25 protein-coding genes are annotated in these 23240 nt (G+C 58.9%); 11 read left to right on the top strand and 14 right to left on the bottom strand.

The annotated features are described in order from the left end of the window. Positions 1-42 precede the first annotated feature (42 nt). Together C7H10_RS02595 and C7H10_RS02590 are read right to left on the bottom strand one after the other, a co-directional pair. Complete coding sequence (locus C7H10_RS02595; RefSeq protein WP_061333335.1) at positions 43-897, bottom strand: crotonase/enoyl-CoA hydratase family protein; 855 nt, start codon at positions 895-897, stop codon at positions 43-45. Positions 898-934: 37 nt separating this feature from the next. Next, positions 935-1306, bottom strand: a complete 372-nt coding sequence (locus C7H10_RS02590) for a YidH family protein (RefSeq protein ID WP_058090609.1) — start codon at positions 1304-1306, stop codon at positions 935-937. 71 nt (positions 1307-1377) lie between these two features. On the opposite strand from C7H10_RS02590, the gene C7H10_RS02585 reads away from it, so the two are divergent. After that, positions 1378-2349, top strand: coding sequence for a ribonuclease Z (locus C7H10_RS02585; RefSeq protein ID WP_106693616.1), 972 nt, complete (start codon positions 1378-1380; stop codon positions 2347-2349). Here the strand turns inward: C7H10_RS02585 and C7H10_RS02580 are convergent, their stop codons facing one another. Further along, positions 2350-2670 (bottom strand): antibiotic biosynthesis monooxygenase family protein, encoded by a 321-nt coding sequence (locus C7H10_RS02580; RefSeq protein WP_061333337.1) that lies wholly within the window; start codon positions 2668-2670, stop codon positions 2350-2352. A gap of 87 nt (positions 2671-2757) precedes the next feature. Between C7H10_RS02580 and C7H10_RS02575 the strand changes: the two genes are divergently transcribed. Beyond that, complete coding sequence (locus C7H10_RS02575; RefSeq protein WP_106693615.1) at positions 2758-3591, top strand: M90 family metallopeptidase; 834 nt, start codon at positions 2758-2760, stop codon at positions 3589-3591. Here C7H10_RS02575 and C7H10_RS02570 read toward each other — a convergent pair. Further along, positions 3588-3815 (bottom strand): hypothetical protein, encoded by a 228-nt coding sequence (locus tag C7H10_RS02570; protein ID WP_106693613.1) that lies wholly within the window; start codon positions 3813-3815, stop codon positions 3588-3590. The two genes, C7H10_RS02575 and C7H10_RS02570, sit on opposite strands and share 4 nt — an antisense overlap. A 24-nt stretch (positions 3816-3839) precedes the next feature. Here C7H10_RS02570 and C7H10_RS02565 point away from each other — a divergent pair, with 24 nt between their 5' ends. Next, complete coding sequence (locus C7H10_RS02565; protein ID WP_106693611.1) at positions 3840-6026, top strand: OsmC domain/YcaO domain-containing protein; 2187 nt, start codon at positions 3840-3842, stop codon at positions 6024-6026. Between the two features lie 25 nt (positions 6027-6051). On the opposite strand, the gene C7H10_RS02560 is transcribed toward C7H10_RS02565, so the two are convergent. The 3 genes from C7H10_RS02560 to C7H10_RS02550 all read right to left on the bottom strand — a co-directional run bounded on the left by C7H10_RS02560 (position 6052) and on the right by C7H10_RS02550 (position 8155). Next, positions 6052-6405: a DUF1428 domain-containing protein gene (locus C7H10_RS02560; RefSeq protein ID WP_106693610.1), complete on the bottom strand. Its 354-nt coding sequence runs from the start codon at positions 6403-6405 to the stop codon at positions 6052-6054. Between the two features lie 15 nt (positions 6406-6420). Beyond that, positions 6421-6780, bottom strand: coding sequence for a YciI family protein (locus C7H10_RS02555; RefSeq protein ID WP_106693608.1), 360 nt, complete (start codon positions 6778-6780; stop codon positions 6421-6423). Positions 6781-6922: 142 nt separating this feature from the next. Next, positions 6923-8155: an RNA polymerase sigma factor gene (locus C7H10_RS02550; RefSeq protein WP_106693651.1), complete on the bottom strand. Its 1233-nt coding sequence runs from the start codon at positions 8153-8155 to the stop codon at positions 6923-6925. 98 nt (positions 8156-8253) lie between these two features. On the opposite strand from C7H10_RS02550, the gene C7H10_RS02545 reads away from it, so the two are divergent. Continuing rightward, a complete protein-coding gene (locus C7H10_RS02545; RefSeq protein ID WP_106693606.1) occupies positions 8254-8532 on the top strand; it encodes an Rdx family protein in 279 nt (92 codons plus the stop codon). A 152-nt stretch (positions 8533-8684) separates the two neighbouring features. Beyond that, on the top strand, positions 8685-10412 hold the full coding sequence (locus C7H10_RS02540; RefSeq protein WP_106693605.1) for an alkyl sulfatase dimerization domain-containing protein: 1728 nt from the start codon (positions 8685-8687) through the stop codon (positions 10410-10412). 74 nt (positions 10413-10486) lie between these two features. Here C7H10_RS02540 and C7H10_RS02535 read toward each other — a convergent pair whose 3' ends face one another. From C7H10_RS02535 to C7H10_RS02505, 7 genes are all read right to left on the bottom strand, one after another. Further along, positions 10487-10984, bottom strand: coding sequence for a copper chaperone PCu(A)C (locus tag C7H10_RS02535; RefSeq protein ID WP_106693604.1), 498 nt, complete (start codon positions 10982-10984; stop codon positions 10487-10489). 114 nt (positions 10985-11098) lie between these two features. Next, positions 11099-12223 (bottom strand): dihydrolipoamide acetyltransferase family protein, encoded by a 1125-nt coding sequence (locus C7H10_RS02530; protein ID WP_106693602.1) that lies wholly within the window; start codon positions 12221-12223, stop codon positions 11099-11101. Positions 12224-12233: 10 nt separating this feature from the next. Further along, a complete protein-coding gene (locus C7H10_RS02525; RefSeq protein ID WP_058090619.1) occupies positions 12234-13238 on the bottom strand; it encodes an alpha-ketoacid dehydrogenase subunit beta in 1005 nt (334 codons plus the stop codon). Then, a complete protein-coding gene (gene pdhA / locus C7H10_RS02520; RefSeq protein ID WP_106693600.1) occupies positions 13235-14314 on the bottom strand; it encodes a pyruvate dehydrogenase (acetyl-transferring) E1 component subunit alpha in 1080 nt (359 codons plus the stop codon). Before pdhA ends, C7H10_RS02525 begins: the two co-directional genes overlap by 4 nt. A gap of 213 nt (positions 14315-14527) precedes the next feature. Continuing rightward, complete coding sequence (locus C7H10_RS02515; protein WP_106693599.1) at positions 14528-15037, bottom strand: phosphate-starvation-inducible PsiE family protein; 510 nt, start codon at positions 15035-15037, stop codon at positions 14528-14530. 34 nt (positions 15038-15071) lie between these two features. Continuing rightward, positions 15072-15410, bottom strand: a complete 339-nt coding sequence (locus C7H10_RS02510; protein ID WP_106693597.1) for a zinc ribbon domain-containing protein YjdM — start codon at positions 15408-15410, stop codon at positions 15072-15074. A 40-nt stretch (positions 15411-15450) separates the two neighbouring features. After that, a complete protein-coding gene (locus C7H10_RS02505) occupies positions 15451-15990 on the bottom strand; it encodes a histidine phosphatase family protein (RefSeq protein WP_244178163.1) in 540 nt (179 codons plus the stop codon). 300 nt (positions 15991-16290) lie between these two features. Here C7H10_RS02505 and C7H10_RS02500 point away from each other — a divergent pair, with 300 nt between their 5' ends. The 6 genes from C7H10_RS02500 (at position 16291) to C7H10_RS02475 (ending at position 23204) form a co-directional block, all read left to right on the top strand. Then, positions 16291-16743 (top strand): YaiI/YqxD family protein, encoded by a 453-nt coding sequence (locus C7H10_RS02500; protein WP_106693594.1) that lies wholly within the window; start codon positions 16291-16293, stop codon positions 16741-16743. Between the two features lie 84 nt (positions 16744-16827). Then, a complete protein-coding gene (locus C7H10_RS02495) occupies positions 16828-18630 on the top strand; it encodes an ABC transporter ATP-binding protein (protein ID WP_061333354.1) in 1803 nt (600 codons plus the stop codon). 62 nt (positions 18631-18692) lie between these two features. Then, on the top strand, positions 18693-19466 hold the full coding sequence (locus tag C7H10_RS02490; protein WP_106693593.1) for an ABC transporter ATP-binding protein: 774 nt from the start codon (positions 18693-18695) through the stop codon (positions 19464-19466). After that, positions 19456-20394, top strand: a complete 939-nt coding sequence (locus C7H10_RS02485) for an iron-siderophore ABC transporter substrate-binding protein (protein ID WP_106693591.1) — start codon at positions 19456-19458, stop codon at positions 20392-20394. Before C7H10_RS02490 ends, C7H10_RS02485 begins: the two co-directional genes overlap by 11 nt. After that, positions 20384-22414 carry a Fe(3+)-hydroxamate ABC transporter permease FhuB gene (fhuB, locus tag C7H10_RS02480; protein ID WP_106693590.1) on the top strand — a complete coding sequence of 677 codons (2031 nt, stop codon included), beginning with the start codon at positions 20384-20386 and terminating at the stop codon, positions 22412-22414. The genes C7H10_RS02485 and fhuB overlap by 11 nt, the downstream gene beginning before the upstream one ends. Next, positions 22401-23204, top strand: coding sequence for a (2Fe-2S)-binding protein (locus C7H10_RS02475; protein ID WP_106693588.1), 804 nt, complete (start codon positions 22401-22403; stop codon positions 23202-23204). The genes fhuB and C7H10_RS02475 overlap by 14 nt, the downstream gene beginning before the upstream one ends. Positions 23205-23240 lie beyond the last annotated feature (36 nt).

Below are 23240 nucleotides of genomic sequence, written 5' to 3'. Positions count from 1 at the left end.
GGCAGATGTTGAGATTGAAGAGCTCCGGCGGTCAGGCATGGATCAGTTAGAGAACAGATCCTTGACCGGGAACAGGTCATCGTAGACGGGCGCCTGTTTCTGGGCCTTTGCCTGGAAGGATTTCATCATGTCGGTGGGGCGGAACATGCCAGACTGCCAGGTAGCCATGTACTTGAGGCTGTCTTCCACACTGTGATCACGGCTGAAGTTAATCATCTCCTTGCAACCGGTTACCGCCAGGGGCGAATTGGCCGCAATCTGCGCTGCAATGGCCATGACGCCCTCCAGCATCGCTTCCTGGGATTCGTATACCGTGTTTACGAAACCAAGACGATGAGCTTCCTCTGCCCCGAACTTACGCCCAGTGTAGGCCAGTTCCCGCACCACGCCCTCGGGCATCAGCTTGGGCAGGCGCTGCAGGGTGCCCACATCGGCGGTCATGCCCAGCTCGGTTTCCTTGATGGTGAAATAGGCATCCGCGGTGCAGTAACGGCTGTCGGCCGCACACACCAGATCCAGGGCACCGCCAATGCAGCCGCCATGAACCGCTGCCAATACCGGCAGCCGCACTCTTTCCAGGGATGTGAGGGTATCCTGCAGCTGCAGCACCACCCGGCGAAGGTTCTCCGCCATCCGGCCCGGATCACCGCTCATGGGCACGGATTTGGGATCGGAGAATACGCCCAGGTCCATACCGGCGGAAAAGTGTTTGCCGGTGGAGGAAATCACAATCACCCGGGCATCGGTATTGGCTTCGATGTCCTGCACACAGCGGGGCAGTTCCAGCCAGAACGCCTTGTTCATGGTGTTCAGGGCTTCCGGGCGGCTGAACTGCACGTGGGCAATCTGGTCTTTTACTTCGATATTAAAGCTTTCGTAGTTGGCTAGCTCAGACAAGGTGTGACTCCTTTGATTCTGTCGTTCTTGGATTGTGTTAGTACTGGCTGACAAACAGGGCAGCTGCCAGTGCCAGGCTGAGGAACGCCACGATCAGGTTGATGGTCATTCCCCAGCGGGCGTTATAGCCATTGGGAAATTCTTCCGGGCTCAGGGTTTTCAACACCGCTGCAAACTGGCGGGTGGCGTAAAAGGCTGTTGCGGCACCCAGCAGAATGAACAGCATCCCCAACCAATACATGGCCACCAGGTTCATGCTGTTGCCCGTCTCCGGTGCCAATGCCGCCAGCAGCAAACCCGCCCGCTCTACCAGAAAGCCGAAGGCGGTCAGCCCAAGGCTGGTGCGGTTCCAGGCCAACAGAGTGCGCTCTGCGGCGAACAGTACCCGGGGGTCTTTCAGGTCAGACATGGTGCGGCACGTATCCTCTAGGCAAAAGGTTTCGTATCATTAGGGGGCACATTACCGCGAAACGAGGCACGATGGAATTTACTTTCCTGGGCACATCCGCCGGAACACCAACCCGGTCACGCAATGTCACCGGACTGGCCCTGAGCCGCTCCGGCCCCAAACCCTGGTACCTGATCGACTGCGGTGAGGGTACCCAGCACCAACTGATGCGCACCCGGTATTCGGTGATGCAGCTACGTGCCATTTTCATCACTCACATCCATGGCGACCATATTTTCGGCCTGCCCGGTCTGCTCACCAGTGCCTCCATGCTCGGCCGCACAGAACCGCTGGATATCATTGCCCCGCCACAGGTCCGCCGCTTTATTGATGCGGTGATTGAAAACAGTGATTCGAGCCTGAGCTACCCGCTGAACTTCATCAACTCCGAGGCGCCGGATTTCTACTGGCAGGATGACCGTATGGGCGTTACCAACGTGGCGCTCTCCCACAGGGTAGCCTGCCGGGCCTATGTTTTTACCGAAAGAAATCTGGAGCGCCAGTTAAAGCAGGAGAAACTGGCGGCGGACGGCATAGAGGCTGGCCCGGCCTGGGGCGATCTGCAAAAGGGCAACGACGTGTTGCTGGATGACGGCCGGTTACTGAAGAGCGACGACTACACGCACATACCCAGAACCGCCCGGCGCATCATTGTGGGTGGCGATAACGACACACCGGAGCTTCTGAAAGAGGCCAGCCAAGGCACTCATGTACTCATCCACGAAGCCACTTATACACAGGACGTGGCCGACCGGGTTGGCCCCTGGCCCCAACACAGCTCAGCCCAACAGGTAGCCCGATTCGCCCAGAGCGTGAAACTGCCTAACCTGGTGCTGACTCATTTCAGCTCACGCTACCAGTCGGTACCTGGCGGCACGCCCCATATTAATCAATTGGCAGCGGAGGCGTTACAGCACTACAGAGGCCACCTGTTCCTGGCCAAAGATTTCGATACCTATCGTTTGGACAAAGACCTGACGCTGAACAAGCTCGATGACCACTGATTACCCGTTGTACCCGGGCGGCATCACCACCCATTCCGGGTCTTCAAATTCACCCAAAGGCCGGATCTCCACGAACGGCGCCGCGCTTTTGATGATGTCCATAATCCGGGGGTCCTTGGTTGCGTCCATGGCATCCCGGTCTGCCTTGCTGTCCCAGCTGGCGATGGCAATCAGCTTGTTCGGCTCGCCGATCTTGCGGTGCAGTTCAGTGCCCCGCGCCCCCGGCGCCTGCTGAATCAGCTCGCTGGCTCTTACCCAGGCATCTGCATAATCCTCGGCTTTATAGCCCTCTTTAACCGTAACCTCAAAAATGTACTTCATTATGACTCCCGGTCAGACCACTGTTGCCCACAGAATCAGGTATGATCACCACAAACACAACCACCAGCCATGGTAATGGGAACCTGAATGTCCACAGCGGTTGTATTTGCCATCTTTGCCACGCTTCTGATCTCCGGATCATTGTTCTATCTGTTTTTCTACCGCAGCTGGCGGCGAAAGCGGGAACTGCAGCAGCCCTTCCCCAAGCCCTGGCGCAGCTGTCTGAAAAAGCAGCTCCCCGCCTACAAACGGCTATCACCCCAGCAAAGAAAACGGCTTGAGCGCCTGGTGCAGCTGTTTGTCTCAGAGAAGGACTATTACGGCTGCGATGGCTTTGAGGTAGACGACAGAGTACGCGTGACCATCGCTGGCCACGCCTGCCTGCTGATTCTGGAACGGCCGTTTTCAGACTACGACGAGGTGCAGAGTATTCTGGTGTATCCGGACGTCTACCGGGCTCAGGGCACTGAGAGCGACGGCCTGGTGGTAAGCCACAGTGACCAGGTCCGCGCCGGCGAAGCTTCCTCCCGTGGCCAGGTGGTACTGGCCTGGAGCGAGTGCGAAAACGCCATCGCCGAGCCACACAGCCCCCATAACGTGATCCTTCACGAATTCGCCCACCAGCTGGACTACCTGGACGGCACCGCCGATGGCGCACCACCACTGTATGGCGAGCAGGCCCGGAACTGGCAGGAGACCATGACCAAGGCCTGGGACCACCTGCAACATCGGCTGGCACACCACCACAAGCCCTGGCTGGATCCTTATGGCGCCACGGAGCCGGCGGAGTTCTTTGCGGTACTCACGGAAACCTTCTTTCAACAGCCGGAACACCTGCTCGAAGCCCAGCCGGATGTCTACAAGGCCCTGTGCGGCTATTATCGGCTGGACCCGAGAGACTTCAGCCGCCAGCGCCCTTAACGGCCATCACCCTTTACCCCAAGCCGGTCCAGGTACAGGTGTAATTCCTGTTCGCTGATGTTCACGTACTCCAGCACCCGACCGTAGAGCATCACCGTAGGCACATTGCGACCACCCAGCTCCTTCTGGGTTTCACTGAGGACGTAAAGTATCGTCCTTTCGGTTTTTGTGAGACCATCCCGCGCATCGGGGATTACCTCGTCTATTCCGCGTACACTGCTCATATTTCTGAATCCGGTAAGCTGCCCATGGAAATCAAAGTCAATTATCTCGACAACCTGAGGCTTGAGGCCAAATTCGACGATTTCACCGTCGTCTCAGACCAGCCCGTGCGCTACAAAGGCGATGGCTCGGCACCCGGCCCCTTTGATTATTTCCTGGCCTCGTCCGCCATGTGCGCAGCCTACTTTGTAAAGGTTTACTGCAACGCCCGGGATATTCCCACAGATAACATCCGCCTGTCGCAAAACAACATTGTAGACCCGGAAAACCGCTACAAGCAGATTTTCAAGATTCAGGTAGAGCTGCCGGAAGACATCTCCGAGAAGGACCGGCAAGGCATCATCCGCTCCATCGACCGCTGCACGGTCAAAAAGGTGGTGCAAACCGGCCCGGATTTCCAGATCGAAGTGGTCGAGAACCTGGACGAAGACGCCCAGGCACTGCTTACGGTGAAGCCGGAAGGCGAAGCGAATACTTACATCGAAGGCAAAGACCTGCCACTGGAAACCACCATTGCCAATATGAGCGGCATATTGGCAGACCTGGGCATGAAAATCGAAATTGCCTCCTGGCGCAACATTGTGCCTCACGTGTGGTCCCTGCACGTGCGCGATACCGCCGCCCACATGTGTTTTACCAACGGCAAGGGCGCCACCAAGGAGGCCGCCCTGTGCTCGGCCCTGGGTGAGTTTATTGAGCGTCTTAACTGCAACTTCTTCTACAACGACCAGTACTTCGGCCAAGACATCGCCAACAGCGAGTTCGTGCATTACCCGAACGAGAAATGGTTCCAGCCCGGCCCGGACGGCGAGCTGCCCGAGGGCATCCTGGACGATTACTGCCTGGAGATCTTCAACCCGGATGGCGAACTGCTGGGTACCCACCTGTTCGACACCAACTCCGGCACACCGGAGCGGGGTATCTGCAGCATTCCCTATGTGCGCCAATCGGATGGGGAAACCGTGTACTTCCCCTCCAACCTGATCGAGAACCTGTACCTGAGCAACGGCATGAGCGCCGGTAACACCCTGCAGGAAGCCCAGGTACAGTGCCTGTCGGAAATCTTCGAGCGGGCGGTGAAGAAAGAGATCATAGAGAACGAAATCGCGCTGCCGGATGTGCCAGAAAGCGTGCTGGCCAAGTACCCGGAGATCGTTGAGGGCATCAAAGCCCTGGAAGAACAGGGCTTCCCGGTACTGGTAAAAGACGCCTCTCTGGGCGGCCAGTTCCCGGTGATGTGCGTGACCCTGATGAACCCGAAGACCGGCGGTGTGTTTGCCTCCTTCGGCGCGCACCCGAGCTTTCATGTGGCGCTGGAGCGCAGCCTGACCGAACTGCTGCAAGGCCGCAGCTTTGAAGGCCTGAACGACCTGCCGGCGCCCACCTTTAACTCCATGGCGGTGACCGAGCCCAACAACTACGTTGAGCACTTTATCGATTCCAGCGGCGTGGTGTCCTGGCGCTTCTTCAGTGCCAAATCCGACTACGATTTTGTCGAATGGGATTTCTCCGGCACCAACGAAGAAGAAGCCGCCACCCTGTTCGGCATCCTCGCGGACATGGGTAAGGAATGTTACATGGCGGTATTCGAAGACCTGGGCGCTCCGGTGTGCCGCATTCTGGTGCCGGGCTACTCCGAGGTGTATCCGGTGGAAGACCTGGTGTGGGACAACACCAACATGGCGCTGGCATTCCGGGAAGACATCCTGAACCTGCACCGTTTGGATGAAGACGAACTGACCGATCTGGTGCAGCGCCTGGAAGAGGCTGAGCTGGACGTGTACATGACTATCGTCACCCTCACCGGCATCGAGTTTGATGAGAACACCGTGTGGGGCCAGCTCACCATCTTGGAACTGAAACTGCTGATCTACCTGGCGTTGGGCGAACTGGAAGAGGCCCAGGAGCTGGTGGATATGTTCCTGCAGTTCAATGACAACACCGTCGAACGGGGCCTGTTCTACCAGGCCATGAACGCGGCGCTCGAAGCCACGTTGAACGAAGAACTGGAGCTGGACGACTACCTCTACAACTTCCGCCGTATGTTTGGTGACGAGGTGATGGACGCCGTGGTCGGCTCCATTAACGGCACGGTGCGCTTCTATGGCCTGGAGGAGACCGGCATGGACCTGCGCGGCCTGGACCGGCACCTGAAGATGATCGAGAGCTACAAGAAGCTGCATGCGGCCAGGGCCCGCAAAGCCGGGCTCTGACCACAGGCGGTGCCAGCAGGCACCGCTACTCCAGCACCACCGTTTCAAAGCCGCCGTAGATCAGTCGCTTGCCATCAAACGGCATAGGGTTCACATCCGGCTGCAGGCGCGGATCGTCCATGATTCTGGGCATGGCCTTGTCCCTCACTGCGCGGGACGGCCATTCAATCCATGAGAACACCACCGTTTCCTCGGGCTGACACTTCACCGCCATGGGAAACGACGTGACCTTGCCATCTGGCACGTCATCCCCCCAACACTCCACCATCTTGGTAGCGCCGTATTCCTTGAACACCGCGGCGGCATCGCTGGCGTGCTGGATGTACTTCTGTTTGTTTGCGGTTGGCACGGCGGCCACAAATCCATCGATATAACTCATGACGTTTCTCCTGATTCAGTCTTTCGGTGGCAGCTCCCGTACCGGCCGCACTTCAATGCTGCCGAAGCGTGCCGGTGGAATCCGGCTGGCCAGGTGCAGGGCTTCGTTCAGGTCTCTGGCTTCCAGCAGGTAAAACCCGGCCAACTGCTCTTTCGTTTCGGCAAACGGGCCGTCGGATATCAACACCTCACCATTGCGAACCTGCACGGTGGTGGCCGTGTCGGTTGGCTGCAGAGGCTGGCCGGTGACGTAATTTCCCTGTTCGGTCAGCCGCTCTACTCCGGCCACACACTCCTGGTTCAGGTCATGCCACTCCTGGTCGGTCATGGCGTTGATAATGCTCTCCTGGTAATACACCAGAGCAACGTATTTCATGGATTACCCTCCTTCTGCCAGTGGGGCAGGATCTGGTTTGAACTGGGTTCGCCCGCTTTGCGCGATAAACGTCTCCTGCGGGGGGTGTTCTACTGTTTAGTCGAGCCAACACCCCGGAAATCGACAGGTCGGGAATATTTTTTCAAACACCGCCAGAAAGGGATTGAAGCCGTCGCTTCAGAAAACGGCGCTCCGGCCCCTGAGTGGCAAGTTCCAGGGCACGCTGGTAGGCAACGATCGCAGATTCGAAATCACCGGCTCTGCGCAACAGGTCGGCACGGGCCGCATGGAACAGGTGGTAGGTCAGGATTTCCTTGTTGCCCAGCAAGCCATCCAGGAGCGCCAGTCCGGCTTCCGGCTCATCCCGCATGGCAACGGCCACAGCGTGGTTAAGTGCTATTACCGGCGATGGGTGTTGGCGATACAGGGCATCGTATAACCGGGCAATTCGCCGCCAATCCGTGTCTTCCGCCCGGCGAGCCTGGGCGTGCACTGCCGCGATGGATGCCTGCAGGGTATACGGAGAGGCCGGCGTTCTCGCCAGTGCCTGCTCCAGCCACTTCAGCCCGAGTTCGATCTGCTTCTGGTCCCACCTTGAACGGTCCTGATCCTCGAGCGTAATCAGATCGCCCTGCTCGTCCTCACGGGCGCTTCGGCGGGAATCGTGCAGTAGCATCAGTGACAACAGGCCGAACACTTCACCCTCGGGAAGCAATTTTGCCAGCACCTCAGCCAGCCGAATGGCCTCGCCCGACAGGCTCACATCCACCAGCGCATCCCCATCGCTCCGGGAATAGCCCTCGTTAAACACCAGGTAAATGACCCGAAGCACCCCGGGCAAGCGCTCGGCAAGCTGCCTCGGTTCCGGCACCTCGTAGGGAATCCCCGCCTCACGGATCTTCTTCTTGGCTCGTACAATCCGCTGGGCCAGGGTGGCCGGCTTTTGCAGAAGGGCGCTGGCTACCTGCTCTGTGGTCAGGCCGCACATTTCCCGGAGGGTTAGCGCAACTCGTGCATCCAACGATAACGCCGGGTGGCAACAGATAAACAGCAACCGAAGCTGGTCGTCTTCGATACCCTCTGGAGCGGCAGCTTCAGAGTTTTCTTCGTCTACCGCCATCAGGTGCGAATAGCGCCTGGCGGTCTGACCCCGGCGGATATGATCAATGCCCTTGTGATGGCCGGCCCGGATCAGCCAGGCAACCGGATTATCCGGATGCCCTTCTTCAGGCCACTGGCGCACAGCAGCGGCAAACGCCTCCTGCATGGCTTCCTCGGCCAGCTCAAAGTCGCCTAACAAACGAATAAGGGTAGCCAGCACCTGCCGGGAATGCTGATGGTATAGTTGGCCGATTGCCGGATAGTCTGATGACATTGATTGCACACTGCCGTCCATTGCCTTGAGCGAAGGAAACACCACACATCATTTGATAGCATGGCACATAGATTTTTCCATGCAGGAAGCATTAACAAATGGCAACGCGAATCACCCTACATTACTGCACCGGCTGTAACTGGATGCTGAGATCCACCTGGATGGCCCAGGAACTCCTCACCACCTTCGACGGCATGGTCGACGAACTTACCCTGAAACCCGGCACCGGCGGCATCTTCGAAGTCTGGGTAAACGACACCCGTATCTGGTCCCGCAAGGAACAGGGAGGCTTCCCGGACATCAAGCAATTGAAACAGCTGGTGCGGGATCAGATCGCGCCGGAACACTCCCTCGGGCATTCGGACAAACCGGCGTAATTCGGCCCCGGGAGACAAGCAAAAGGCAGCCATAGACCTGATACGCTGCTTTCACTCCACGAACCATCGGCAAAGCACGCTAGTTCGATAGTTTTGATCAGCACGTCCCACATGTGCACTGAGAAAACAACAACATTAAGGATCTCACCACCATGCGCCGCATCGCTTTCCTGTTACTGAGCGTCCTCCTGATTTCCGCCTGCAGCCAGTCCGGCACCGACAGCTCGCCAGTATCAGGAACCCTGTCGCCGGAGGCACTCGATCGCCATGGCGAGGAATTCCGGGAAGACGTGATTGAAGTCACCGACGGCGTTTACGTTGCCGTTGGCTTCGGCATCGCCAATTCCATCATGATCGAAGGCGATGATGCCGTCACGATTGTCGACACCATGGAATCCCTGGAAGCGGCGGAACGAATCGCCAAGCGCTTCAGGGCAATCACTGACAAGCCAGTGCGGGCCATTATCTATACCCACTCGCATCCAGACCATATCCATGGGGCGCCAGCTTTTATCAACAACGGCGACCCGGTCGAAATTTATGCTCACCACTCTCTGGAGAAAGCAGTCGACCAGACCGTGAGTGTACTCCAGCCCATCATCACCCAGCGTTCTTTTCGTATGTACGGCAGCCGGCTGCCCGATGCCGACCGAACCAATGTGGGTATCGGCCCCTTTGTGGATTTACAGGAACACAGCACCCTGCAGATTCTGCGACCGACTCAGACCTTTCAAGACGAGCTGAGCATTGCCGTAGGCGGTGTGGAGATGATACTCAAGCACGCACCTGGCGAGACCGACGACCAGGTGGTGGTGTGGCTACCAAAACAGAAAGTGCTGCTGCCGGGCGACAACTTCTACCGCGCCTTTCCCAACCTCTACACCATTCGCGGCACCAGCTACCGCGACCCGAAAACCTGGGCTGACAGCCTGGAAATGATGAGGGATCTGGAGCCGGAATATTTGGTACCCGGCCACTCACGCCCGGTGACAGGCAAAGCGGAGATCCGCAAGCACCTGACCGACTACCGGGATGCTATTCGCTACGTTTATGATCAGACCATCCGAATGATGAATGCCGGTAAAACCCCTGATGAAATCGCCCATGAAATCCGCCTGCCGCCCCACCTGGCACGGTCCCCGTTCCTGCAGGAGTTTTATGGCAAACCGGAGTGGTCTGCCCGTATGGTCTTTGGCGGAACACTTGGCTGGTTCGATGGCAACCCCAGCAATCTGCACCCTACGCCACCCGGAGAAAAAGCCAAGCGCATGGCCCAACTGGCCGGCGGTGAAGATGCATTGATGACTGCTGTGGAGAAGGCTGCCAGTAACGAAGACCATCAATGGGTGCTGGAGCTGACGGACTATGTGCTGCGGCTGAGTCCGGAACACCAGGCCGCCACAGAGCATCGCATTCTCGCCTTGCATGCCCTGGCGTCAGCCGAAACCAATCCCGGAGCCCGCCATTACTACCTGACCTCCGCCGCCGAATTGGCGGGCGACATCATCCTGCCACTGATGGCGGTAACTCCCAACGATACGATGCTTGAAGGCATTCCCATCAGGGCCTTCTTCGACGGTATGAGTGTCAACCTTGAAGGTGAAGCCGCATGGGACATCTATCAATCCGTCGTGTTTGAGTTTCCCGACCTGGAGCAGAGCTTCACGCTCACGGTGAGAGGTGGCGCGTCAGAACTCCGGAAGGGCATCTCGGAAGATGCCAGCATCCATGTGCGCATTGACAGCCTCGACTTCAAGCGGATGCTTGCCGGCATCCGCAACCCCGCATTGGCCATTCTGTCGGATTTTGAGTATGTCCAAGGGGGGCGGATTGGCTTTACCCGGTTTATTCAGCTGTTTGAGCCGAATCTGGAAACCTGATTCAACGCAGAACAGTAACCACCAGGTCACCGCAGACAGAGGCAGGCACCATTTACCTGGAGCGTGGCGTAAAGTCAGTGATGATGCATCCCGGAATGGTCCATTGCCTTTTCTTTGCCGTCCAGGGGATGCACCTCCAGCTCTACGGCCATGCCCTCAGCACCGTCAAAAGCCAATTCCACAGGAATGAACTCACCCTCCGCCAATGGCTGGGTGAGCTGTTCCAACATCAGATGGTAGCTGTGAGGTTTCAACTCAACGGTCTCCCCGGCGGGAATCACCAGCCCGCCTTTGACAGGGCTCATGCGCATCACTCCGTCGTGCATGTGGGTTTCGTGGATCGACACGTTACCCGCCCGGGGTGATTGGGCACTGGTGAGGGTGACATCCTGATTGCCGTGATTACTAATGATCATGTAACCCACGCCCATGGGCGTGCCCGGGGGGGTTGGTCGGCTCCAGGGGTGCTCTATGTGAATGTCGCCCTGGCTGTAATCGTGAGCCAGGACAGGAGCAGCCAGTGTCGCGGCAGCCAACAGGAGGCCGACGCTGAATATATGTGTGCAGTTCATGGGTACTAACTCTGTTGTTATGTGGTCTTGGCGTGTTTTCGAAGTAAGTGTTGCCATCACTTGCCGTGATGGCAAGTGTGTTTTAGCCCGTTTCCATCAAATAGTGGTGGCTGGTCACGATGCGCTATTCAGGGTCTGAACCATCGCCCCCAGAAACCGCGAGGCTTCCCCGCCGGTTGCCGCCCGGTGGTCGAAGGTCAATGACAGCGGCAGGATGCGACGAATGGTCGCAGCGCCGTCATGTGGCACAACCTTATCCCGGATTCGCCCAGCCCCCACGATGGCCACTTGTGGCGGGCTGACAATGGGGTTGGCGTACTGGCCGGTCATGGTTCCGAAATTGGACAGGGTGATGGTGGCGCCCTGCATCTCTTTCGGCGGTATCTTGCGGGTGGCCACCGCCTCGCGCAGGTTCTCCAGGCCCTGACGCAGGTCTTTCTGACTGCGATGGGTGATGTCTCGCAACACCGGCACGAACAGGCCGTCCGGGGTGTCTACCGCGATGCCCACGTGGACCTCGTTGAGTAATTGTCTGCTCAGATTGTCGCCATCAAACCAGCAGTTGAGCTCCGGCACGGCTTCACAGGCTTTGCCAATGGCCTGCACCAGGCGCATGGTGATGTCGGTGCCCTTTTTCCAGTCACCGATATCCACGTCCTCGAAGATAGACACCGGCACTACCTGGGCGTGGGACAACGCCATGTTCTTGGCCATGGTGCGACGGGTGCCGCGCAGGGGGGCGGCGTCGCCCAGTTGTTTCTGGTGGCTGGCCTGTTTGTGCACGTCGTCAGTGGTGATCAGACCACCCGGGCCGCTGCCCTTGATGGATTCCAGGCCAACCCCCAGTCGTTCTGCCAGTGCACGCACTCCGGGTGTGGCGCGATTGGCCCGGGCCCGCTTGCTGGAAGGGGCCGCACCGACGATAAACTGATCTTGCTGCGCGCCGTTGCCATCGCCTTTTCCGGATGATTTCAGTTCCCCCACCACAGTGCCTGTGTCGTCACCCTCTCCTTCAAAAGCCAGCAAGGGTTCGCCGGTGTGAATGATGTCCCCGGGCTCGCCATAAAGTTTGGCAATGGTACCGGCCTGGGGCGACGGCACTTCAACGATGGCTTTGGCGGTTTCGACGCTGACCAGTACCTGGTCCACATCCACCGTGTCACCCACCTTGATGTGCCATTCGACGATTTCGGCTTCGGGGAGGCCTTCGCCCAGGTCTGGGAGTTTGAAGTTTTTCATGGTTATCCTCCTAGAGCGCGATCACCTGTTCGACGGCTTTAACGATGTCTTCTACCTGGGGCAGGTAGTACTGCTCGTTTCGGTAGTAAGGCATGATGGTGTCGTAACCGGTGACTCGCACCACCGGGGCCTGAAGGTCCAGGAAGGCGCCTTCGGCGATTGAAGCCGCCACTTCGGCACCAACACCGCCGTTGCGGCAGGCTTCGTGAACGATCACCGCACGGCCGGTTTTGGCCACCGAGCACAGCAGGGTTTCCCGATCCAGGGGGCTGACGGTGGCGACGTCGATCACCTCGCAGCTGACGCCCTGCTCGGCCAGCTTGTCGGCAGCCTGCAAGGTTTCCTGTACACAGGCGCCCCAGGTGATGAGGGTGACGTCATCGCCTTCGCGCAGGGTGAAGCAAGTATCCAACGGTAGCGCCTCACCGTTGTCCTCCACGCTTTGGGTTACCGCCCGGTAAATACGCTTGGGCTCCAGGAAGACTACCGGGTCCGGGTTTCGGATGGCCGCCAGCAGAAGGCCATACGCCCGTTGTGGGGAACTGGGAATGACCACCCTCAGACCGGGTATGTGGGCAAACAGGGCTTCGGTGCTTTCCGAATGATGCTCGGGGGCATGGATACCGCCACCGAACGGTGCCCGAAACACCAATGGGCAATGCAGGCGGCCGCGGGTGCGATTACGCATGCGGGCGGCGTGGCTGACAATCTGCTCCATGCCAGCGTAGATAAAGCCCATAAACTGAAACTCCGCCACCGGCCTCAAACCCTGGGTGGCCATACCGATAGCCGTACCGGCAATCAGGTTTTCCGCCAGGGGTGTATCCATCACCCGCTTGAAGCCAAAGGCTTCTTTCAGGCCAACGGTGGCCCGGAACACGCCACCATTGGTAGCGATATCTTCGCCCAGTACCACCACGTTAGCATCGTCTGCCATCGCCCGGTGCAAGGCCATATTGACGGCTTCCACCAGGGTCACGTCTCGGGTTTCAATGGATCGCTTTGCCTGGCTCATACGTCACCTCCCCGGTATTTGCTGGCGATCTGCTCACGCTGGGGGTGCAGCGCGGCGGGGAGGGTTTCAAACAGATAATCCAGCATCGCGGTGGGTGGCTCAGCCTCCATGGCCAGGTACTCTTCAACGGCCCGCTCAACAGTTTGCTTGCATTCGGCCTGAAGGGATTTTTCTTTATCCGGGCTCCAATGGCCGTTGTCATGCAACCAGTTCTGCAGGCGTTTGATGCCGTCTTTCTCCCAGGCGCGTTTGAGATCTTCGGCAGTTCGGTAGCGGGTGGCATCATCGGCGGTGGTGTGATCCCCCAGGCGATAGGTAACGGCTTCAATTACCGTCGCGCCTTTACCACCATGGGCCCGGCCCAGCGCCGCATCCAGAGCCTCGACCGTAGCAAAGTAGTCGTTACCATCGACAATGTGGCCCGGCAATCCAGCGCTGATGGCCTTCTGCGCGATGGTCTCCGCGCCGCTTTGCAGGCTGCGAGGTGTGGAAATGGCCCATTGGTTATTGATCACCACAAATACAACGGGCAAATGCCAGGCGCCAGCCAGATTGATACTCTCCAGAAAGTCACCCTTGGAGGTGCCGCCATCGCCAATACAGCACACCACGGCCCGGTTCTCGTCGCGAATCTTCATCGCCGCCGCCACGCCCACGGCATGGCAACACTGGGTAGCAATGGGCACTGAGATTGGCAGGTCCTCCGGGCATTTTCGCCAGGCGCTGCCCCGCTCATCACCGCCCCAGTACAGCAGCAACTCCGTGAGACTGACGCCGCGAAGCAGATGAGCGGCCTGATCCCGATAATAGGGCACAAACACATCGGACTTCGCCATGCCCTGGCCAATAGCTGTACCCACCACCTCATGCCCGAGAACAGACGGGTAGGTGCCGCACTTGCCGGTGCGTTGCAGGGCAATAGCTTTGGAATCGAAGGTGCGCGCCAACACCATGTTGCGGTAGGCGGCCAGAACCCTGTCGGTGTTCCCGGCCTGGGGCGGCAATGCGCCCAGCGGTTTGCCGTGGTCATCCAGATAGCGGGTGCTATCCACATGGAATTCGTGGATTTGTCTCATCCCATCCTCCTGTCCCCCGGCCTCGCGGTAAAAGCCTGGCTGCACAGAAAGCCTGCTTTTGGCGGGCAGCGGCAGCCTTGGGGTGGTCGTCTTGTTGTTGGTGTGGGTTACACACCTGGGATCTGAATCAGGACATCTCTACCGATGTCCTGATTAAGTATTAGACAATAAAAACACGAAGGGCAAACTGCGAAAGGAAAGCCGCTGACTGGCTCAATCGTGCCAGTGTTCACCAGAATTCTTTCGGCTGAGCAACCAGTATGTGATACCCAGAGCCAGCGTGGTTGCGGCAATACCCAGCAGGTACATGGGAGTAAGCGTATCGAAATCCAGAACGATGACCTTCCGTGAAATCGCCATCAGTGCCGTAGCAACAACCAGCTGAACCGGAAACACATTGGTGCCCAAATAAAGCCGGATGTTGATGAAAATCTCCACCGCAATCAGCACCGCCATGAAGGCACCGAAGGTGAAGAAGATATCGTTGATATCCAACAGCAGAAAAGGTGGCGTCAGCAGGCGTGCGTAGATGATATACACCACATCACCCACACCCCACAGGATTACCGCCACCATCAACACCGCCAGCACGCGTATGGCAAAGCGGATAATCCGGTGCAACCCCCGAAAGAAAGGGTCGGGGAAATCAATCGGCAGCTCCTGATGAAGTTCATGCTTCCGGGCAGATTGCTCCGGCAAAACGTCCTTTTCTTTATCCACCATGGCACCGCTCCTGTGCTGCCGATGACGACGGGAATCAGGCTTTCTTCACAAACTCCGACTTGAGTTTCATAGCACCAACACCGTCAATCTTGCAATCAATATCGTGATCCCCATCCACCAGGCGAATGTTCTTGACCTTGGTGCCTACCTTAACCACCAGACTGGACCCTTTAACCTTCAAGTCCTTGATCACAGTGACCGTATCACCACCCTGAAGTTCATTACCGTTGGAATCCCGAACCACCTTACCGGCCTCGGCCTCAGCCTGTTCCGCCGCGCTCCACTCATGCCCGCACTCGGGGCAAACCAGCTGAACGCCGTCTTCATAGGTGTATTCAGAATTGCACTGGGGGCATGGGGGCAATTGAGACATTATCATTTCCTGTTAATTAAATGAGCACAGGATTATACCACTACCGCCCGGGAGACACCCTCGCAAGAACGGTCGGATTCTCCGACAGCGGCAACGCCAGAATCACCCCCTCATTGGAAGCCGGAAAAACCCCGGTCAGCGCCGTCACATTCACCTGATGCGACACCAAAATCACCGCCGCCCCCGGCTCAAGCTCATTCACCAACGCAATCGTTTGCCGCGTTTGGGTATCGCCATCACCTCGATTCCGAAAAAACGAATTCAACGCCGGCCACCCCGTCACCTCACCCATCTCCATTTCCCGAGCCGTATCCAGACACCGACACCACTGACTGGAAAACACCCTGGCCTCGGCAATACCCCGAGACTCCAGAAACGGCTTCCACGAACGCGCTTGCTCCCGCCCAACCGAGTTGAGATTGCGCTGGGTACTGCAATCCTCCAGATCAAACCCGCCGGGATCGCCGGTACCCGGCGCAAGAGCGTGACGCATCATCAGCACCGCCCGCCCTTCGCGCAGGGCTGTCCAGGCCTGCTCCTCCGAGGCGACACCTTTGACCGGCACTAATCCAAGAATCATAAGAAAAAAGACCAACCTAGTTTTCATACCCCTTCCCTCGAAATCAGCAAAATAATCGCGGAGGTACTGATATTGTTAACAAGCGTGTTTAGGGATGGCTTCCAAAAAATTTCGAAGGCCAAGGATGGCCTGAGAGAAGCGCACATGGATGTGCTCGTAGCGGTTTTTTGGAAGCCATCCCTAAACATGCCCAACACCAAACCGCGACGGCACAAACGTAAATACGCGGCGCAAACCTAACAAGCCCACCCGATGAACAGTTAAAATGCACCAACGACAAGCCACCAAAGGAACACCAAAATGCCAATCTGGGTCGACGCCGACGCCTGCCCCGTCCCCATCCGGGAAATTCTCTGCCGCGCCGCCACCCGCTGGCAAATCCAGACCACCTTCATCGCCAACCACGCCATCACCCTGCCGCCGAGCCCCTACATCAGCCGCCGCCAGGTACCCCAAGGCTTTGACGTCGCCGACAACGAAATCATGGACCAGATGACCAAAGGCGACCTGGTCATCACCCAGGATATCCCCCTGGCTGCTGAAGCCATCGAAAAAGGCGCCGACGTTTTTAACCCCAGAGGCCAGGCCTTCACCAAGGAAAACATCCGCCAGCGCCTGGCCATGAGAAACTTCATGGAAGAGATGCGCAACGCCGGGCAAGTCACCGGCGGGCCCGCCCCCTTCGGCCAGGCAGACCGCAAAGAATTCGCCGATCAACTGGACCGCTGGCTGCAACGCAACGGCCGAAGGTGATAATGATTCTATTTTAACTCAGTCAAAAATCCGCTAACCTTCCCGCCTTCAGTGAGATCAGCCACGGCGAGAAGGAAGCGGAACATGGCCACAAGCAGCCAACACACCAGCAGCTTTGCGGCACTCGGCCGCCTGTTGCGTTATGCCCGGGGTTATCGTCGGCGGATCATCGCCGCCACCACCTGCTCCGTGATCAACAAACTGTTTGATATTGCCCCCGAAATCCTGATTGGCGTGGCCATCGATGTGGTTGTGAACCAGGAACAGAGCTTTGTCGCCCGGCTTGGGTTTGAGACCGCCCAGCAACAGATCACCATCCTGGCGGTACTGACCTTTTTCATCTGGGCGGGCGAATCCCTGTTCGAATACCTGTACCAGATCCTCTGGCGCAATCTGGCCCAACGCCTGCAGTCGGATCTTCGGCAAGACGCCTATGAGCACGCCCAGCGTCTGGATATGAGCTTCTTTGAAGCTCGAAGCTCCGGGCAGCTGGTTGCCACCATGAATGACGACGTTAACCAGCTTGAGCGTTTTCTCGATGGGGGTGCCAACGCCATGATTCAGGTGGTGGTCACTGTGGTCGCGGTGGGTGCCGTGTTCTTTGTGTTGTCCCCGCTGATTGCCCTGCTGGCGTTTACACCGATCCCCCTGATTATCTGGGGCGCCTTCTATTTCCAGCGTAAAGCCGGGCCGCTGTACGCCGATGTGCGCGAGAAAGTTGGTGATTTGTCCAGCCGTCTTGCCAATAACCTCGGCGGTATTGCCACCATCAAAAGCTTTACCGCGGAACTGCGTGAAGCTCGCCGACTGAAACAGGCCAGCGAGGCCTATGTGGAGGCCAACCGACAAGCCATCCGTATCAGTTCAGCGTTCATACCCGTGATTCGCATGGCCATTCTCGCCGGATTTCTGGCGACCTTTACAGTCGGTGGCATGATGGCATTGAACGGCGACCTCAACGTCGGTGCCTACGGCGTGCTGGTATTCCTGACCCAACGCCTGCTCTGGCCCCTGACGGGCCTCGCTGAGGTTATTGACCTGTTCGAGCGCGCCATGGCCAGCACCCGACGAATTCTCGATCTGCTGGCAGAACCGGTCAACGTTCGGGACCAGGCTGGCAAAGACCTTGAACAACCGGTTCAGGGCAGCGTGGCGTTTGACCAGGTGGGCTTTCACTATGCCAGTAGCGGTGCTGGTGTTAACGACATCAGCCTGGAGGTACCCGCCGGCAATACCCTGGCCTTGGTGGGCGCAACCGGCTCTGGCAAATCAACCCTGATCAAACTGCTGTTGCGATTCTATGACCCCACCCACGGCGAGATCCGCCTGGATGGTCAGGCTATTCGGAACGTGAGCCTGAAATCCCTGCGGGACGCCATCGGTCTGGTCAGCCAGGATGTCTACCTGTTTGAAGGCAGCATTCGCGACAATCTGGCCTACGGTAAGCCCGACGCCACCGATGAAGAGATTATCGAAGCGGCCCGAACAGCAGAGGCCTGGTCGTTCATCAGCCAGTTACCCCAGGGCCTGGATACTCCGGTTGGCGAACGCGGGGTACGCCTCTCCGGCGGCCAGCGCCAAAGACTGTCTCTGGCCCGTGCGCTGCTGAAAGATCCTCCGGTTCTGGTACTCGATGAAGCCACCAGCGCCGTGGACAACGAAACCGAAGCGGCAATTCAGCGTTCGCTCCGGCGCATTGGCCACAACCGAACCGTGATCATGATCGCCCACCGATTGTCGACCATTGTTGACGCGGACAACATCGCGGTGATCGACGGAGGCCAGGTGGTCGAACAAGGCGACCACAAGACACTGCTGGCGCTAAACGGCGCCTACGCTGCGCAATGGCGCGTTCAAACCGGCCAGGTGAACAATGCTGACACCTGACATACATTGATAGTAATTCGCATTTAGATTATCCTGCCCGCCAAAGCCAAGGGAGAGTCTGAATGCCAGCGTTTTTTGAAGTCGACCAACTGGCGGTTCGCCTGGGTGACACCGCCATATTGCACAATGTCAGCCTGGCGTTTCAGGAAGGCGAGGTAACGGCGCTGCTCGGTCATAACGGCTCGGGCAAATCCACCTTGTTGAAGACCCTGGCCCGGCAGATATCGCCCTCCCACGGCGAAGTCCTGCTCCATGGCCAGTCTTTCCGGGCTACAGGTGCCCGAGCATTCGCAAGAACCGTGGGCTACCTGCCACAACATCCCCCGGCAACCGACGGACTCACAGTGAGAGAGCTGGTCGCACTCGGACGCTATCCCTGGCGCGGCCCCCTCGGCCGTTACACTGCCGGCGACCAGACACTGATTGATCAGGCCATCCATGACACCGGCCTGGCACGATTCGCTGGCCGCGCGGTCGACACCCTGTCGGGTGGCGAGCGGCAACGGGCCTGGATAGCCATGTTGCTGGCCCAGCAAACCCGCTGCCTGCTGTTGGATGAACCCATTTCCGCCCTGGATGTGAAGCACCAGGTGGAGACCCTGCGCCTTGTCCACCGCCTTGCCGAGGAGCGGGAACTGACCGTCATTGTGGTATTACACGATGTGGATCTCGCGGCCAGATTCTGCGACCGCCTCGTGGCCCTGAAGGCCGGACAGGTTGTGGCGGATGGAACGCCCAATGAGATTATGGACAGCGGCATATTGGAATCCATCTACGGCGTCGCCATGGGTGTAATGGAACGGGCGCCCGGCCAGTGGGTGTCTTATGTGCACTGAACAACGGGCTTACCGCCCACTGGCGTATCTCTGCTTACTTGCATTGATGATCAGCCAACCCGCGCACCCCGGAACCTGGAGCCACGAAAATGGCTCAATCACCCTGCCCCGGCCGCCTGAGCGCATCGTTGCCCTCAACTGGGCCGCAACCGAGGCGCTTTTGCTATTGGGGGTGACCCCGGTGGGCGTGGCAGACCGGGACGGCTATAGCGCCTGGGTCCAGGCCCCGGAATTACCCGGCGGCATTGCCAATGTTGGTACCCGGGTCGCTCCCAGCCTGGAAGCGATTGCCGAGCTGAAGCCAGACCTGATTGTCACCAGTGCCGAAATGGCGCCTGCGGCCGAATTACTGGAACGCATTGCCCCCACCTACGTCATCAGCGTCTACAAAGAGGGCTCCGCCCCCTTCGCCAAAGCCCGGGAAATGCTGACCACGCTTGGCGAGATGCTGAACCTCGAACACCAGGCCGAGGCTATCCTTACGGATATTGACCAAACTCTCGAGGAGCAACGCACCCGCCTGGCCGAGGCCGGCATGAATCAGCAGCCGGTGGCCCTGGTCAACTTTCTGGATGACCGACATGTTCGTATCTACGCGCACAACGGCCTATATCAGACCACCCTCAAAGCCTTGGGGCTGCGCAATGCATGGCCACACGAGGGTAACTATTGGGGGTTCTCTGTGGTTGGCCTGGAGGCCATTGCGCCCTACCACGACAGTCGTATCGTTGTCATTTCACCCACCCTGCCCGGGCTCTCGGATCACCTGGCAGGCAGTCCCTTCTGGACCTATCTGCCGCCCGTCAAGCGAAACCAGGTTTATCAAATTGAGCCGGTGTGGCCATTTGGCGGGGTGTACCCGGTAAAACGCCTGGCGATCTTGCTGGCTGATGCCCTGTTGGAGGGAGGCCGCAACAATGTTCGCTGACTCGGCACGCGTACCTGCAACCGCCCCGTCTCTCCCCAGAAGACTTCCGGTTGCCATTGCCCTGCTCTGGCTTGTCGCCCTGGCGGCCAGCTCCCTTCCCTGGCTGGGCCAGATGACACCAGGCGAGCTGTTCGCGGCGTTCTGGAGCTATACCGAAGATCATTACCCATCTGTGCTCGCTCACTACAGCTGGGCCCCCAGGGTCTCAATAGCCGTTCTGATCGGCTGCGGACTGGGCCTGGCAGGCGCTGTTACTCAGCAAATCCTTGGCAACCCCCTGGCCTCGCCCACCACGCTGGGCGTGGAAGCCGGCGGGCAGTTCGGGGTGACCATTGCCACCCTTTTTGTACCGGGTTTGCTGGCCTTCAGCCCCGACCTTGCCGCCGTGGCGGGTGGCCTTCTGGCCATTGGCCTGGTGATCGCGCTGACATGGCGCCTGGGCTTTTCACCGGTCACCGTCATTCTGGCGGGGCTGGTGATTACCTTCTTCCTCGGCGCCATGAACATGGCCTTTCTTCTGCTCAAAGGCGAATGGCTGGGCAACCTGTTTATCTGGGGTGCAGGCTCACTGGTCCAGAATAACTGGGAGCCCTTCCTGGAGTTGCTGCCGCGGGTACTGATTCTTGCGGTTGCCATGCTGATGTTGATGCGGCCACTGGCACTGCTGCAATTGGGGCAGGCTTCGGCTTCGGCACTCGGGGCCAAGGTTGCGCTGGTTCGGGGCGGCGCCCTGATTCTGGTAGTCCTGATGAGTTCCGTAGTGGTCAGCCGGGTAGGTGTGGTGGCATTCGTGGGGCTGGCCGCCCCGGTGCTGGCCAGGCTACTGGGCGCCCGCACGCTGGGTGAGAGACTGCTTTGGAGCACGGTCACCGGCGGCGGGCTCTTGCTGCTGGCAGACACCCTGGCGCACTGGGCAACAACTCTGGGTAACGGCTCCATTGTACCCACCGGCACCACCACCGCCCTGATCGGCGGCCCCATTATCCTGATGGCGTTGCAGGGCATTCGAAACACACACCATATGCCCGGCGCAGATTCGAGCCCGGCCGGGTTCATGCCCACCCGCAAGCCAACACTTCTGATCGCCGGCATTCTAATGGCGCTGCTGGTGCTGACCATCGCTGTGTCTATGGCTTGGTCGCCCGGCCTGAGTTCCTGGAACTGGACACCGGTTTCGAACTGGAGCGATGCCTGGGTGTGGCGTGGCCCCCGGCTGATGGCGGCCATTCTTGCCGGCATGGCTCTGGGCATGGCCGGCACCCTGATACAGCGCATGACCGGCAACCCCATGGGCAGCCCGGAATTACTGGGTATTAGCGGTGGTGCGGCTTTGGTGATGGTGGTCCTGGTGCTCACCGGCCTCGACATCGGCCGTGGCGGCCAACTGGTCGGAGCCACTGCGGGGGCCGCTGCTGCATTGGGCCTGTTGATTCTGCTGGCCCGCCGTCATCGCTTTGCCGGCAACCAACTGTTGTTGGGCGGGCTGGCGCTTTACGTCTTTATGGATGCCGGGTTGAGACTGGTAATGGCTTCCGGGGGAACCGTTGCGTCGCGACTGCTGAACTGGATGTACGGCTCCACCTGGTTGGTGTCTGAACCGGAAGCCATTGGTTTGCTGGCACTTGTGCTGGGGCTTGGAGCACTGCTTTCGCTGGTTATACGACCGCTTACCCTTTTGCCTCTGGGGGATTCGGCCGCATCATCACTGGGGCTGCCGGTTGCGCGGGCCCGGCTTCTGCTCCTGCTGATGACTTCGGTACTCACTGCAGCCGCCACCGTGGTGATCGGCCCGCTGAGCTTTGTTGGGCTGATCGCACCCCATCTTGCCAGGGTGCTGGGCCAGCAAACGGTGGGGCGTCAGCTTGTGGTTGCGGCGCTGGCAGGCGGATTGCTGCTGGCCATCGCCGATTATCTGGCGCGGGTCGTCGTGTTTCCCAACCAGTTGCCATCCGGGCTATTAGCGGCCCTGGTGGGCGGCCTGTACTTTCTCTGGGGATTGAGCCGCCATGGCCGTCACTGAGGTTTGTGGTGATCCCTGGCTGGCCAGTTATCGCCATCTGTTAACCGGACATGGCCTGAGCCCACAGAACACCCTGAACAGCGCACTGGCTCAAGACGCCGGGCAGCGCCCTGCGCTGTTTTCCCTGGCACAGGTTCTGGCTAAGCCGGAGCTGCTGGAAAATCAGCTGCTGGAGGATTATCCGGACGCGTGCCGCCCCAGGATGCACAAGGCCCGCGTGTCGGTGCTACACCAGAGCCTGGCTTTGCAGGTCATCGCCCCCCGGGTGCTACAGCTGTTCCGGGATGGAGTCTGCGCCCCCCTGAACCCCGATCGAATTTTCCTGTGCCCGCTGGAACTCGCTGACGCGCCGTCTCGCTGGGTTAACTTGAATGACGGCCAGACACCCCTGGCGCCCGAGGCATTTATTGAGATAACCGCTGATCAGATGCAGGCGTGGTATCCGGTCTTCCGGCAGTCTTTCGGGGTCAGTCCCGGCGCCTACTGGAGCAGTGTTGGCTTGGCACTGGGTGCACCATTTTCCGCGGTCTGGAATCAGGTGGACCCGGAAGCGCTCTGCGCCCTGGCCACCAGCTGGCTGGCCCGGTTTGAGTGTGAGGCAAACAGATACATCGACTGGATACCGGCTGAATTCAGCCAACAGCGCTGTGCACTGCCTCAACGGCGAGGCTGCTGCCTGAAGTACCTTTTACCCGACGGCGGATACTGCGGGACTTGCGGGATCTACCGTCGCGACCGCATGGGCAACGTCAGGGAATCAGCATCAGACAAGCCAGGGCCACCGACATAACACTGATGGCAGACACCGCAATTTTCAGCCCTTCCC

The sequence above is a fragment of the Marinobacter shengliensis genome (assembly GCF_003007715.1).
Classification (GTDB): Bacteria; Pseudomonadota; Gammaproteobacteria; order Pseudomonadales; family Oleiphilaceae; genus Marinobacter; species Marinobacter shengliensis.
This window is presented reverse-complemented; position numbering and strand designations above follow the sequence as displayed.

Coding starts and splice junctions, on each gene's coding strand:
- C7H10_RS02590 (WP_058090609.1), bottom strand. CDS start 1,306: ATGTCTGACCTGAAAGACCCCCGGGTACTGTTCGCCGCAGAGCGCACT.
- C7H10_RS02585 (WP_106693616.1), top strand. CDS start 1,378: ATGGAATTTACTTTCCTGGGCACATCCGCCGGAACACCAACCCGGTCA.
- C7H10_RS02580 (WP_061333337.1), bottom strand. CDS start 2,670: ATGAAGTACATTTTTGAGGTTACGGTTAAAGAGGGCTATAAAGCCGAG.
- C7H10_RS02575 (WP_106693615.1), top strand. CDS start 2,758: ATGTCCACAGCGGTTGTATTTGCCATCTTTGCCACGCTTCTGATCTCC.
- C7H10_RS02570 (WP_106693613.1), bottom strand. CDS start 3,815: ATGAGCAGTGTACGCGGAATAGACGAGGTAATCCCCGATGCGCGGGAT.
- C7H10_RS02565 (WP_106693611.1), top strand. CDS start 3,840: ATGGAAATCAAAGTCAATTATCTCGACAACCTGAGGCTTGAGGCCAAA.
- C7H10_RS02560 (WP_106693610.1), bottom strand. CDS start 6,405: ATGAGTTATATCGATGGATTTGTGGCCGCCGTGCCAACCGCAAACAAA.
- C7H10_RS02555 (WP_106693608.1), bottom strand. CDS start 6,780: ATGAAATACGTTGCTCTGGTGTATTACCAGGAGAGCATTATCAACGCC.
- C7H10_RS02550 (WP_106693651.1), bottom strand. CDS start 8,155: ATGTCATCAGACTATCCGGCAATCGGCCAACTATACCATCAGCATTCC.
- C7H10_RS02545 (WP_106693606.1), top strand. CDS start 8,254: ATGGCAACGCGAATCACCCTACATTACTGCACCGGCTGTAACTGGATG.
- C7H10_RS02540 (WP_106693605.1), top strand. CDS start 8,685: ATGCGCCGCATCGCTTTCCTGTTACTGAGCGTCCTCCTGATTTCCGCC.
- C7H10_RS02535 (WP_106693604.1), bottom strand. CDS start 10,984: ATGAACTGCACACATATATTCAGCGTCGGCCTCCTGTTGGCTGCCGCG.
- C7H10_RS02530 (WP_106693602.1), bottom strand. CDS start 12,223: ATGAAAAACTTCAAACTCCCAGACCTGGGCGAAGGCCTCCCCGAAGCC.
- C7H10_RS02525 (WP_058090619.1), bottom strand. CDS start 13,238: ATGAGCCAGGCAAAGCGATCCATTGAAACCCGAGACGTGACCCTGGTG.
- pdhA (WP_106693600.1), bottom strand. CDS start 14,314: ATGAGACAAATCCACGAATTCCATGTGGATAGCACCCGCTATCTGGAT.
- C7H10_RS02515 (WP_106693599.1), bottom strand. CDS start 15,037: ATGGTGGATAAAGAAAAGGACGTTTTGCCGGAGCAATCTGCCCGGAAG.
- C7H10_RS02510 (WP_106693597.1), bottom strand. CDS start 15,410: ATGTCTCAATTGCCCCCATGCCCCCAGTGCAATTCTGAATACACCTAT.
- C7H10_RS02505 (WP_244178163.1), bottom strand. CDS start 15,990: ATGATTCTTGGATTAGTGCCGGTCAAAGGTGTCGCCTCGGAGGAGCAG.
- C7H10_RS02500 (WP_106693594.1), top strand. CDS start 16,291: ATGCCAATCTGGGTCGACGCCGACGCCTGCCCCGTCCCCATCCGGGAA.
- C7H10_RS02495 (WP_061333354.1), top strand. CDS start 16,828: ATGGCCACAAGCAGCCAACACACCAGCAGCTTTGCGGCACTCGGCCGC.
- C7H10_RS02490 (WP_106693593.1), top strand. CDS start 18,693: ATGCCAGCGTTTTTTGAAGTCGACCAACTGGCGGTTCGCCTGGGTGAC.
- C7H10_RS02485 (WP_106693591.1), top strand. CDS start 19,456: ATGTGCACTGAACAACGGGCTTACCGCCCACTGGCGTATCTCTGCTTA.
- fhuB (WP_106693590.1), top strand. CDS start 20,384: ATGTTCGCTGACTCGGCACGCGTACCTGCAACCGCCCCGTCTCTCCCC.
- C7H10_RS02475 (WP_106693588.1), top strand. CDS start 22,401: ATGGCCGTCACTGAGGTTTGTGGTGATCCCTGGCTGGCCAGTTATCGC.